This window comes from Hydrogenophaga sp. PAMC20947 (assembly GCF_004795855.1).
Lineage (GTDB): Bacteria > Pseudomonadota > Gammaproteobacteria > Burkholderiales > Burkholderiaceae_C > Hydrogenophaga.
Map to the genome: position 1 here is coordinate 2941638 of NZ_CP039252.1, position 12655 is coordinate 2954292.

At 59.3% G+C, this 12655-nt stretch carries 10 protein-coding genes; 7 read left to right on the forward strand and 3 right to left on the reverse strand.

Annotated elements, in window-relative coordinates:
* Nucleotides 1-657 precede the first annotated feature (657 nt).
* The 6 genes from E5678_RS13330 to E5678_RS13355 all read left to right on the forward strand — a co-directional run bounded on the left by E5678_RS13330 (nucleotide 658) and on the right by E5678_RS13355 (nucleotide 6915).
* Entirely contained in the window at nucleotides 658-861 is a 204-nt protein-coding gene (locus E5678_RS13330; protein WP_136178976.1) for a hypothetical protein, read from the forward strand.
* Nucleotides 862-1250: 389 nt separating this feature from the next.
* Nucleotides 1251-1502, forward strand: a complete 252-nt coding sequence (locus E5678_RS13335; protein WP_136178977.1) for a type II toxin-antitoxin system ParD family antitoxin — start codon at nucleotides 1251-1253, stop codon at nucleotides 1500-1502.
* A 112-nt stretch (nucleotides 1503-1614) separates the two neighbouring features.
* A complete protein-coding gene (locus E5678_RS13340; protein ID WP_348770379.1) occupies nucleotides 1615-1830 on the forward strand; it encodes a type II toxin-antitoxin system RelE/ParE family toxin in 216 nt (71 codons plus the stop codon).
* Nucleotides 1831-2386: 556 nt separating this feature from the next.
* On the forward strand, nucleotides 2387-3436 hold the full coding sequence (locus tag E5678_RS13345) for an IS30 family transposase (protein ID WP_136177545.1): 1050 nt from the start codon (nucleotides 2387-2389) through the stop codon (nucleotides 3434-3436).
* A gap of 44 nt (nucleotides 3437-3480) precedes the next feature.
* Complete coding sequence (locus tag E5678_RS13350; RefSeq protein ID WP_136178978.1) at nucleotides 3481-5310, forward strand: ATP-binding protein; 1830 nt, start codon at nucleotides 3481-3483, stop codon at nucleotides 5308-5310.
* Nucleotides 5311-5382: 72 nt separating this feature from the next.
* A complete protein-coding gene (locus tag E5678_RS13355) occupies nucleotides 5383-6915 on the forward strand; it encodes a DUF2130 domain-containing protein (RefSeq protein ID WP_136178979.1) in 1533 nt (510 codons plus the stop codon).
* Between the two features lie 158 nt (nucleotides 6916-7073).
* Here the strand turns inward: E5678_RS13355 and E5678_RS13360 are convergent, their stop codons facing one another.
* Together E5678_RS13360 and E5678_RS13365 are read right to left on the reverse strand one after the other, a co-directional pair.
* The gene (locus E5678_RS13360; protein WP_136178980.1) at nucleotides 7074-10592 is read right to left on the reverse strand and encodes a pyruvate carboxylase; all 3519 of its coding nucleotides are present in this window, start codon (nucleotides 10590-10592) and stop codon (nucleotides 7074-7076) included.
* Nucleotides 10593-10762: 170 nt separating this feature from the next.
* A complete protein-coding gene (locus E5678_RS13365; RefSeq protein ID WP_136178981.1) occupies nucleotides 10763-11773 on the reverse strand; it encodes a hypothetical protein in 1011 nt (336 codons plus the stop codon).
* 29 nt (nucleotides 11774-11802) lie between these two features.
* Between E5678_RS13365 and E5678_RS13370 the strand changes: the two genes are divergently transcribed.
* Nucleotides 11803-12162, forward strand: coding sequence for a hypothetical protein (locus E5678_RS13370; protein WP_136178982.1), 360 nt, complete (start codon nucleotides 11803-11805; stop codon nucleotides 12160-12162).
* Nucleotides 12163-12211: 49 nt separating this feature from the next.
* Here E5678_RS13370 and E5678_RS13375 read toward each other — a convergent pair whose 3' ends face one another.
* The gene (locus E5678_RS13375) at nucleotides 12212-12427 is read right to left on the reverse strand and encodes an RNA-binding S4 domain-containing protein (RefSeq protein ID WP_136178983.1); all 216 of its coding nucleotides are present in this window, start codon (nucleotides 12425-12427) and stop codon (nucleotides 12212-12214) included.
* Between the last annotated feature and the right edge of the window lie 228 nt (nucleotides 12428-12655).

The following is a 12655-nucleotide window of genomic DNA, read 5'->3' on the forward strand; positions in this document are numbered from 1 at the left end:
AATCTTGCTCCGGGCTTGTGTCTGAAACGTAAACAACTGGGGCTTCAAAAGCAAAGTTGCGTTGGCGGTCTCGTGCGCGTGGTGGCAAAGCCCTTGTTGCACGGGGGTAGCGCCGGGGCGGCATCTTTGGCTCGCATCTTGGCCGCAAGGGTCGGCAGGGTCATGTCCTGTCTTTTGCCTGCTCAAGCTCACCAGACACAGGCAACAGCCCTATCTGACCAACCCATACCCCGTGCTCCGCCCCGCAACCTTGCAGTCTGCCCAGCACCCCGCGCGCCAACAAGTCGGTGATACCGCGCAACGCCATATTCGCAGAGCATTTGCCTATCGCTGCTCGCCCAGCGTTGCCAGAACTGGGCTTTGTCGAACAGGCATGCCAGCCTGCCGTCAACGCCCTGCCATCAGCCGCTTGATCTGCGGTGAATGGGGCGCCTGCTCCCCGCGTCAAGAGGGCGATGGGGCAAAAGGCGAGACCACCCCGAAGAGCGGAAGCATCAAGAAACCTGCGTTTGCTGGCGCTTTGCAGCGCTTTACCGTCTGGGCAAAGGCAGAAGATGAGGCCGTGCCTTGACTGAGCGACCCGAGGCATACGGGGCCCGCGGCATGGGGTACGGGCCCTGGTAACACCCGGTTGCCGCTCTGTACCAGGGAATGCACATGACATCCCAAAACGACTCGGCACACCATCAGTTGTGCTTTGCGCCGTTGCTTCCGCAAGGCCAGGGCGTGTCGGTGCCTTGCGACACCCATGGTGAAGTCGATTTGAACAACCTATCCGAGCGGCTGAGAAATGCCTACCTGGGCGCCCGTGCGCTGATCGGGTGGGAGTACGCACGCCCGATCGTCGAAGAGGTGCATTGAGTTCCACCCGAACACCTGAGTTCGGGCCTTGCGATCACCGTGTGGCGAAGCGGGCTCCAACTTGAGAACTGCTGAGCGCGGTCTGTTGAACGGATACGTGTCGGAGCCAAGTCTTGTCTTTTGCCTGCATCAGGTGAAAAAAGACGAAGGGCAAGACCCGGTAGATGTAAATGCGCGCCTGATCCCGTGGATGCACGCATGCCATCGGCGCTCAGCTATTCGCCGCCTTCTATGCGGTGAATGTTGGGTTTAATCGCTGCATTCGGGACGGCAGGGGGCAAGCCTCAGATCTGACCCTCAAGCTTTGAACGTCAAGCCCCGGAACTTGGCACAACACCCCCTGGCATTGAACCCATGCCTATTCTTGCCAAACTCGATATTCTTGCGCCATGGCCACCATGAATATCTCATTGCCGGATGCCCTCAAGTCCTTCGTTGACGCGCAGGTGACCGAGCGTGGCTACAGCACCAGCAGCGAATATGTGCGCGAGCTGATCCGCACCGACCAAGATCGCCGCCAGCTACACAGCTTGTTGTTGCAAGGCGCAAGCTCTGCGCCGGGCGAACCGGCTGGCGCCACCTACTTTGACGCATTGCGCCAACGCGTCGCTCAACACAACAAGCCCCGTCCCAAGGCTTGACGGCCAAGAAAGTGATTCCCCGCGCACAAGTCAGCGCGAATGTGGACTCGGCCATTGATCACTGCCTGGCCGAAGACGCGAGCGACGCAGCCTCCTAGGTTTTATTGATGCGCTGGAGCAAGCCTATGCCTACCTCAGTCGCAACGCTGCCACAGGCTCACCCCGCTATGGGCATGAACTGGGTTTGCCAGGCTTGCGTGCTTGGCCGCTGACCACGTACCCGTTTCTGGTGTTCTACCTGGAGCGAGAAGACCACATCGACGTGTGGCGGGTGCTGCACACCCGACGCGACATTCCGCAGCGCATGGCAGAGCCAGATAGCCACTGACGACAACGCTTGTTTTCAGCTCACTTACAGGCGACGACACGCGGGATCAGTTCTTCAGCTTCAGAAAGTACTCAAAAATATCTGGCACATTGACAAACGGCAAAAGGCATGACCTCGTCGTTCTCCTGTAGGTCAGATATGAGGGCTTGTGTTTTGCCGTCAAGCTGTGAAAAGAAGCGCAAGGGGGCAAAAGGCAAGACCTGACCCTCAAGCTCATGTGACCCTCAAAATCGGTCTTGCCTTTGCCTGCATCTACCGCCATGGGCAAAAGGCAAGACCCTCAAGACCCTCAAGCCCCTCAAGCCCAGACCCGCATGACACAAGCCGGATCTTCTGGGCAATATTCACCAAAAAAACCGCCAATGATTCATCAATAGCCGGCAGAATGTATCAAAAAGCTACAGTGAACCCAGCTCGAAGGTGATTGAGGATCTCGCTAGGCAAAAGGCAAGACCTGACCCTGAAGTCCTGATGAAAATGCAAATCTCAATCAATATTTGAAAAAACAGGGCGGAATCAATAATCAAGTGCAACACCCAACCGGTAAGGTACCGCCATGGGAAAGCACTACGAACAACTCACCGCTGAAGAACGAGCGGCGATCATGATGATGAAGTTGAACAACTGCTCGGCGCGGCAGATCTCTTTGATGCTGCGCCGCGCGCCTTCGACCATCACCCGGGAGCTGGCACGCTTTGCGGCCTGGCCGGATCGGCATGCACAGACTGCCAACGCCCCTTCTGTGTACGACGCCCGCCTCGCCGGTTTGCGCGCTCGACGCGAGCGTTTCAAATGCCGCAAACGCTCCAAACTGACCACCGATACCGTGCTCTTCGGCGTGATCCAGCACTTTCTGACTCAGGGATGGTCGCCCTCGCAGATCGCGGGCACACTCAAACTCATGTGGCCCGATGAACCTCAACGCACCGTCTCGCACGAGACCATCTACAACTGCATCTACGCCATGCCCAAGGGTGAGCTGCGCAAAGACCTCATCGCCTGCCTTCGCCGGGCCAAAGCCAAGCGCATGCCGCGCAGCCGGGGCGAGGACCGCAGAGGCCAGATGCCCGATCTGCTGAGCATTCACGTGCGTCCGCCCCAGGCCAACGACCGCGCCTTCCCCGGCCACTGGGAGGGTGACCTCATCAAAGGCGCCGCCAATCGCTCTGCCGTGGGTGTGCTGGTCGAGCGCAGCTCTCGTCTGGTCATGCTGATCAAGCTGGCCGATGCAACAGCGGCCTCTGCCCTGGAAGGTTTCACGGCCAAGCTGCGCGGCGTCGCAGAACCGATGCGCCAGACCCTGACCTATGACCAGGGAAAAGAGATGGCCCGCCACGCCGAGCTGACAGCCAACACGGGCGTGATGGTGTACTTCTGTGACCCACACAGCCCCTGGCAGCGTGGTTCCTGCGAGAACACCAACGGGCTGATCCGCCAGTACTTGCCCAAGGGCACGGACTTGTCTGCTCACAGTCAGGAGCAGCTCGATGCGATCGCCGACCTTCTCAACAACCGCCCGCGCGCCGTCCACGGTTTCTACCCGCCGATCAGCGTCTACCAGGCCATGTTGGACAAGCTCAATCAACCCAATTCCTCAATTCAATAAATCAGTGTTGCACTTGGGACTTGACTCCGCCCAGGGAGAAAAGTATGAAACTCGAATCGGTGTCAATAAAAAATTTCCGTTGCTACGCAGACGAAATTAACGTTAGCTTTCAAGAATTGACCACATTCGTTGGGAAGAACGATATCGGGAAGTCTTCGGTCCTTGAGGCTCTAGAAATCTTCTTCAATAACGATACCGTTGCCATGGAGCAGGGCGACGCAAACATTCATAGCGAACAGAAGAGAGTAGAAATAACCTGCGAATTTTCAAACCTACCGAAGGAACTTAGCTTGGACGCTGGCGCAGAAACCACGCTCGAAGCTGAGTATTTACTGAGTGCAAGTAAAACCTTGAAAATTCGCAAAGTATTTGACTGCAGCCTTAAGAAACCTTCTGTGGAAGTTTTCGTGATTGCATACCATCCCACCGCTCAAGGCGTAAGTAATCTTCTAGAACTAAAGGAGAAAGAGCTCCAAGCCATTGTTAAAGAAAAAAAACTTGACGTTCCGCTAAAAGGAAATCCAGGTATGCGCCGCGCGATTTGGGCAGCCACTGAAGAACTAGGCCGAGCAGACGTAGCGATTACGGCGAGCAAAGCAAAAGAAGACGGTAAGCGAATTTGGGAACAGATAGAAACACATCTACCAATATTTGCACTATTTCAAAGTGATCGCAGTAGTCGCGATTCTGACGATGAAGTTCAAAATCCAATGAAAGCCGCAGTCGCGGCAGCAATTGCCGAGGTACAGGACGATATCGCTCGAATTCAAACGCGTGTACAAGAAAAGGCCGAAGAAATTGCCAGAAGTACCCATGCCGCTCTGATGACAATTGATGCAAGCCTCGCAAGCGAGTTGACACCTGAATTCACGCCACCAACCCCTTCAAAGTGGATCTCACTCTTTTCGGTGGGACTCAATACCGACTCAGGCATCCCACTAAACAAACGCGGCAGCGGCGTACGGCGCTTAGTGCTGGTTAGCTTTTTCAAAGCTGAAGCTGAACGTCGATTGAAGACAAGCAATAAGCGCAGCATCATTTATGCGATAGAAGAACCCGAGACAGCTCAACATCCGAATAACCAACGCATTCTTATTGATTCATTCAAATCTCTATCCAGCGAAACGGGCTGTCAAGTTTTGTTGACAACGCACAGTCCCGGCTTTGCCTCTGAACTCCCCGTTAGCAGTATTAGATATGTGAGCCGAGATCCAGATACACGAAAACCACAAATTAGTGCTGGAGATGATGTGTTCGGTGCTGTGGCCGACGCCCTTGGCGTGACACCAGATAGCCGAGTAAAAGTTTTGCTTTGTGTCGAAGGGCCAACCGACGTTATAGCCTTCAAGTGTCTCAGCAAGGCACTGCACGCCGCTGACCCAACACTGCCGAACTTGGCTACCGATGAGCGAATTGCCTTCATTGTTCTTGGTGGTTCTACCTTAAAGCATTGGGTAGATGAGAACTATCTTCAGTCCTTACGTCGACCCGAGATTCATATTTACGACCGGGATGTGCCCGCTTACGAAGCAGCGGTAGATAAAGTGAATTTGAGGACTGACGGATCGTGGGCAGCGCAAACTACTAAGCATGAAATTGAAAGCTACCTGCACCCTGAAGCGATTCGTGAAGCCTTTGGCGTCACCATCTTGGTTGACGACCACCCGGTGGACGGCAAGGCTGTACCAAAAATTTTTGCGGAAGCTTACTCAGCGGCGCAAAAGTATGACGGTGTAATGAAAGATTCAAACGCCAAAACTCGTCTGGCCGATAAAGCCTTTCCACTAATGACCGCGGAGCGCATAAAAGAGCGCGACCCACTTGGGGAAGTTTCGGATTGGCTACGCCGCATTGGCCATCTAGCCGCAGCTTAGTAAACTTTACTGCATAGCTCTACTTGCCGCAGCACGGTACCAGTCCAACCAAAAAGAAGAGGCCCCGTCGCCATGCATGAAATCATCTGTCCACACTGCAGCAAAGCCTTCAAGATCGACGAAGCGGGGTACGCCGACATCCTCAAGCAGGTGCGTGATGGCGACTTTGACAAACAGTTGCACGAGCGGCTGGAGCTGGCCGAGCGGGAAAAGCGCGACGCGATTGCCTTGGCCGAGGCCAAGGTCGCCAGTGAGCTGCAAAAAGCTGCAGCCGTCAAAGACACGGAGATTCAGGCTCTGAAAGCCCAGCTCGACGCGGGCGAGGTGGCGAGCAAGCTGGCGTTGGCCGAGGCCTTGGGCACGGTAGAAAAGCAACGCGATGTCATCGCCAACGAGTTGGCGCAGGCAAAGCTGGACCAGCAGGCGGCGCTTAAGCTGGCTGAGGCCCAGCTGGCCCATGAGCTGCAAGGGGCTGCGGCGCGCAAAGATGCGGAGATTCAGGCCTTGCAGGCCCAGCTTGCTGCCGGTGAAATAGCCCGCAAGCTGGCGGTGACGGAGGCTTTGGGCGCGGTCAGCAAAGAGCGCGATGGGCTGGCGAACGAGCTGGAGCAAGCGCGCAACGCGCAGCAAGCTGCCGCGCATTTGGCCGAGACCAAGCTCCAGTTGGCCGTGAATGAAGCCGTGGATGTCGTCGCCCGGGAGCGCGATGGCTTGAAAAATGATCTCAACCTCATCACCGTGAAAAATCAGCTGGAAGAGAAAGCCATCAAGGAGCAATACGCCTTGCAGCTGCGCGACCGTGATGGGGAGATTGAGCGTCTGCGCGATATGAAGGCGCGGCTATCGACCAAGATGGTCGGTGAAACCCTGGAGCAGCACTGCGAAATCGAGTTCAACCGCATCCGTGCTGCCGCCTTTCAGCGGGCGCATTTTGAGAAAGATAACGACGCCCGCACCGGCAGCAAGGGCGACTATATTTTTCGCGACTCGGACGAGTCGGGCGCCGAGATCGTCTCCATCATGTTTGAGATGAAGAACGAGAGCGATGAAACGGCGACCAAGAAGAGGAACGAAGATTTTCTGAAAGAGCTGGACAAGGACCGCACGGAAAAGGCGTGCGAGTACGCGGTGCTCGTGTCCCTGCTGGAGCCGGAGAGCGAGTTGTACAACAGCGGCATCGTCGATGTCTCGCACCGCTATCCGAAGATGTACGTGGTGCGGCCGCAGTTCTTTGTGCCCCTGATCACCCTCTTACGCAATGCAGCTTTGAACGCGATGAAGTACAAGTCCGAGCTGGCGCTGGTGCGCTCGCAGAACGTGGACATCACAAAGTTCGAAACCCAGCTCGACGAATTCAAGACGGCGTTTGGGCGCAATTGGCGCCTGGCCTCCGAAGGCTTTGAAGAAGCCATCAAGCGCATCGACGATGCGATCAAGGACCTGGAAAAAACAAAGGAGGCGCTGCACAAGTCAGCCAACAATTTGCGACTCGCCAACGACAAGGCCGATGATCTGACGATCAAGAAGCTCACACGTGGCAACCCCACGATGGCGGCCAAGTTTGCGGAGCTGCCGGGCACCATCACCCCTGCTGAGGCAGAGTAGGACCGCCAATTTGATACTTGGCTCCACCCCGTGCTGCGTCCCCTCCCTCCACGCGGCTCAGCATTTCAGGGTCAGGTCTTGCCTTTTGCCCTCAAGCTGCACTTCTCCGTCGTAAATCTGACCCCAGAAGCTAGAAGAACTCCTGGGGTCTGATCACTTCACGCTGTAGCGTCTTTCGCCCCACCCCCCACAGCCCGCAACACCACCAACAATTCCTTCGCCTGCACCCGGTCCCCAGCCACCACATAAACAGCCTCCACCTCGGCATCGCGGTCCGCGGCCACGTGGGTTTCCATCTTCATGGCTTCCAGTGACAGCAGCGTGCTGCCGGCGTTCACGCGCTGGCCCACCGTTACGGCCACGTTGACAATCGCGCCGGGCATGGGCGCGGCCACATGCCAGGGGTTGCCGGGCTCGGCCAGCGGGCGGGCGCCTTCGGCGGCAGCCGCGTTGGCGGCGGCCACGCGCACGGTGCGCGACTGGCCGTTGAGCTCAAACTGCACCTTGTGGGCGGTTTCGCCGTCGTCGGCGATGCTTTGCAGGGCCACCAGCAGGGTTTTGCCGGGGTCGATCTCCAGCGCCAATTCTTGCTGCAGCTGCGGGCCGTAGAAAAACACGGGCGTGGGCAGCACCGAGGTGTCGCCGTTTTCCAGCACGTGGGCGCAGTACTCGCGCATGACCTTGGGGTACATCAGGTACGAGGCGAGCTGTTGCTCGTTGAGCGGCATGCCGCATTCGGCTTCGGCCTCGGTGCGCGCGGCGGCCAGGTCGACATCGGGCATGTTGTCGCCGGGGCGGTAGGGCTTTGGTGGTGAATCGCCTTCGGCGAGTTTCAGCACCTTGCGGCTCACGGCTTCCGGGAAGCCGTCGGGCGGGAAACCCAGCTCGCCTTTGAACAGCGACACCACCGAGGCGGGGAAAGCCACCTCGCGCGCGGGGTCGAGCACGTCGGCCGTGGTCATGTCGCTGGAGACGAGCATGAGCGCCATGTCGCCCACCACCTTGGAAGAAGGTGTGACCTTGACGATGTCGCCGAACAACTGGTTGACGTCGGCATAGGCTTGGGAGACTTCGGTCCAGCGGTGGGCCAGGCCCAGCGAGCGGGCTTGCTCGCGCAGGTTGGTGTACTGGCCGCCCGGCATTTCGTGGCGGTACACATCGGCGGTGCCGCTGCGGATGTCGGCCTCGAAGGGCGAGTAAAAGCGGCGCACGCCTTCCCAGTACATGGCGGTGGCGTGCAGGGCGTCTTGCGAAAGGCCGGGGTCGCGCTCGGTGCCGGCCAGCGCGGCGGCAATGGCCGAGAGGTTGGGCTGCGAGGTCAGGCCGCTCATGGAATCGATAGCGCCGTCCACCGCGTCGCAACCGGCTTCAACGGCTGCCAACACCGAGGCGGCGGATGCACCGCTGGTGTCGTGGGTGTGGAAGTGCACCGGCAGGCCGGTTTCTTCTTTGATGGCTTTCACCAGCGCGGCCGCCGCGCGGGGGCGGCAGATGCCGGCCATGTCTTTGATGCCGATGATGTGCACGCCGGCTTCTTTCAGCTCTTTGGCGATGCCGACGTAATAGGCCAGGTTGTACTTGGGGCGGGAGGTGTCAAACAGGTCGCCGGTGTAGCAGATGGCGCCTTCGCAGAGCTTGCCAGTTTCCAGCACGGCGTCGATCGCCACGCGCATATTTTTCACCCAGTTGAGCGAATCGAACACGCGGAACAAATCGATGCCGCCGTCTGCGGCCTGCTGCACAAAATGGCGCACCACGTTGTCGGCGTAGTTGGTGTAGCCCACGGCGTTGGAGCCGCGCAGCAGCATTTGCAGCAGGATGTTGGGCGCGCGCTCGCGGATCTGCGCCAGCCTGTCCCACGGGTCTTCTTTCAAGAAGCGCAAGGCCACATCAAAGGTGGCGCCGCCCCAGCATTCGAGCGAGAACAGCTGCGGCAGCTCGCGCGCCACATAGGGGACGATGGGCAGCATGTCGGCGGTGCGCATGCGCGTGGCCAGCAACGACTGGTGGGCGTCGCGCAGCGTGGTGTCGGTCACCAAGACCTGCTTTTGGTCCAGCATCCATTGCGCAAAGCCTTTGGCGCCCAGCTTTTCCAGGCGCTGCCGGGTGCCGTCGGGCACCGGGCTGCTGCGGTCGACCTTGGGCAACACGGGCTTGGGCAGCGGCAGGGCCGGCAGGGTGCGGCCGGCCACTTCGGGGTTGCCGTGCACGGCGGTTTCGGCCAGGAAGCGCAGCAGCTTGGTGGCGCGGTCGCGGCGCACGGTGAATTCCAGCAGCTCGGGCGTTTCTTCAATGAAGCGCGTGGTGACTTCGCCGGCGGCGAAATCGGGGTGGTTGATGACGTTTTCCAGGAACTGCAGGTTGGTGGCCACGCCGCGGATGCGGAATTCGCGCAGCGCGCGGTCCATGCGCTGGCTGGTCTCGATGGCCGTGGGCGCCCAGGCCGTTACCTTCACCAGCAGCGAGTCGTAATACGGGGTGATCACGGCGCCGGTGTAGGCGGTGCCGCCGTCAAGCCGAATGCCGAAGCCGGCCGCGCTGCGGTAGGCGGTGAGGCGGCCGTAGTCGGGCAAGAAGCCGTTTTCCGGGTCTTCGGTGGTCACGCGGCATTGCAGCGCGTGGCCGCGCAGCGGAATGTCGGCCTGCAGCGGCACGCCGGTGGGGTGGCGGCCGTCTTTGGTTTCCTGGTTGACGCCAATGAAGCCGCCTTCGCTGATGCGGATCTGGGCGCGCACGATGTCGACCCCGGTGACCAGCTCGGTCACGGTGTGCTCCACCTGGATGCGCGGGTTGACCTCGATGAAATAACACTGGTTGTCGTCGGCGTCCATCAGGAACTCCACCGTGCCGGCGTGGGTGTAGTTCACCGAGCGCATCAGGGCCAGCGCGCTTTCGCACAGCGTGGCGCGGGCGGCGGCATCGAGGTAAGGCGCGGGGGCGCGCTCAACCACTTTCTGGTTGCGCCGCTGCACCGTGCAATCGCGCTCATGCAAGTGCACGATGTTGCCGTGCAGGTCGCCCAGAATTTGCACTTCCACATGGCGCGCGCGGCGGATGAGCTTTTCGAAATACACCTCGTCGTTGCCAAAGGCGGCCAGCGCTTCGCGGCGCGAGGCTTCCAGCGAACCTTCCAGCTCAGCCGCCGATTCGATGACGCGCATGCCGCGCCCACCGCCACCCCAGCTGGCCTTCAACATCACCGGGAAACCAATGCCTTCGGCCAGGCGCTGGCACTCGGCCAGATCAAGCGGCAGCGGCGGCGTGGCCGGCATCACCGGCACACCCGCGGCCACCGCCGCGTGGCGCGCGGCCACCTTGTTGCCCAGGGTGCGCATGACATCGCCGCTGGGGCCGATCCAGCGCAGGCCGGCGGCCACCACGGCATCGGCAAAGTCGGGGTTTTCTGAGAGGAAGCCGTAGCCGGGGTGGATGGCGTCAACGCCGGCTTCGCGCGCGATGCGCAAAATGTCTTCACCATCGAGGTAAGCCGCCAGCGGCTTCTTGCCTTCGCCCACGAGGTAGCTCTCGTCGGCCTTGAAGCGGTGCAGCGCCTGCCGGTCTTGCTGCGAGTAAATGGCCACGGTGCGGATGCGCATCTCGTTGGCGGCGCGCATCACACGGATCGCAATTTCGGAACGGTTGGCGATCAGGATCGAGCGGATCGGGTTCGGCTGCATGTGGGGTCCTCTGGGTTGGCGTCAGCCTACATCATGCAGGATTCGAGCCAGGCAAACGGAGGGCGACCCCAGAGCAACGCTGAATTAATTTTGAATGACTTTTGACGAGGATTGCCGCGTGCGCGCAGCCGCCTCGGCTGCCCCGCTTGACCGGGCTGGGGGAAGGCCGCTCAGTCCTTCCACTCGAGTTGATACGAGAGGTCGTGACCGGCCAAACCGGAGTATTTCCGGATGGCTTTGCGGGCCAGCGTGAGCTTGACCGCCGGGGGGAGCCCGTCGCTGATCCGGCCAAACAGGCTGCGGTTTTCGCCCACCGGGGCGGTCTTGGTTCCAGGAAACACAATCTCGACATGGGCCTGCCGTTGGCCGGCGCGGTTCAGCAAGGCCGACAGCCTTTCAAACATCTGGAGCAGCGGATCGGCCCGGTGCGTCGACCAGTTGGCGGCCGGCATGAAGTCGACGAAGTGCATCAGGTGGTAGTTCAGGTTGATCCAGAGGTTGTCTGCATCGATCGTGAGCGGTTCGTTGTCGATCACCCGGTGCAAGCGCAGCGCCTTGAGTTCGCCGAGGCGGTGCAGGTTCTGTTCGAGCTCGTTGAGCAGGCCGTCGTTGTAGAGCAGCCGCAGGATCGACGGGAAGGTTTCAACGTGAATCGCTTCGAAATCGGTGAGCAGCGCCTTGAGCTGGGGCAGCTTGCTCGCGTCCATGGCGAAGGTGTTGGTTGCGGTACCCAGTATGGAGTGGAGCAAGGCCACGTTCGGCGAGTGCCCGGGGTAATGGCGGGCGGCGTAGTGGTGGCAGAACACGAGGTGTTCGAGGAATGTGCCATCGGCGTGTTCCATACTGAAGTCGCACTCGCTGACCATGAAGTCGATCAGCCGTTGATCGATCGCCGGCGCAGGTTGAGCCAAATCGGCTTCGGCGTAAGCGGCCTCGATATCGGCTGCGGCAGCGCGGTCCCACACCGATTCTTTTGCCAGCTTCTCATCCATGATCTTGCGGGCAATCCCCTCAAGCCCCCCGAAGATGGTGCGGCCCATGTCGAAGTCGGCCATGCGATTCACTTGCACCCGACCTGCATGATCAAACGCGCCGCCGCGTGTGATGGCTGCCTTGCGTTGCAGATTCAGCGGTGCGCTCAGCTCGGCGCATCCGGTGTTGATGTTGGTGTTCTTGTTCATACGGACCAGATGGTGTCGTGTGAATTCAATTGAGTCAACGCGCTTCGTACAAGGATTTCCCTATTGGCCGCCGCGATCAGGCGTCGCACCATGGAAGACCCACGATCAGGAACACACCCCTGGCCATCTTCAGTGAACATCCGCTCCGCACGCTCGACGACTTGAAGCGGTTCGAATCCGAACCGACACTGGCGCACCGTTTGCCGGAGCGCAGCGTGCTCGATGCGTTCATCGACGCCGCCGCGCGCCAGCCCGAAGGCCGACTGCTGGCCAGACCGGGCTACAGGCTTTCTAAACAGCGCGCATTGAGCAAGGCCCATGGACGCCGCTATTGGCCGCAGCGGTGTTTGAGCAACTTCTTGTCAGCAGCAGCTCAACAGACGAATTGAACAAGCCTGCGTCTCAGCCTGGGTGTCAGCCTGGGTGTCAGCCATCAACTCAGCCATTAAAAGAGATCTTGAATGCTTCACCATTGAACTCAATCACATCACCCGAAACGATTTTTTTCCCCTTTTGGGTTTCGACGGTGCCATTGACCTTCACCAATCCATTCCCGATGACCATTTTGGCTTCCCCTCCACTGCTGGCCAGACCTTCAAATTTGAGAATTTTGAACAGTTCGACGGGTACCTTTGTGATCTCAATTTCTTTCATATTTCACTTCTTCTAAAACTCAAAACGAGCGGTATTGCACTTGATTTTTTAATCCGCTTTCTCCGCAACTAAAATCGAAAGCCCCATTTTTCGGGCATGCCCACCAGGGGAGTATCGATCATTGCGGTGAACGGAGCCGCACCCGGGCTGCAAGGCTTCAGCCCACTGGTTTTCGACGGGTTGAGGCGACGGTGCACAATGCCCGCCTGGCCCGTTTAACCCGTTGGA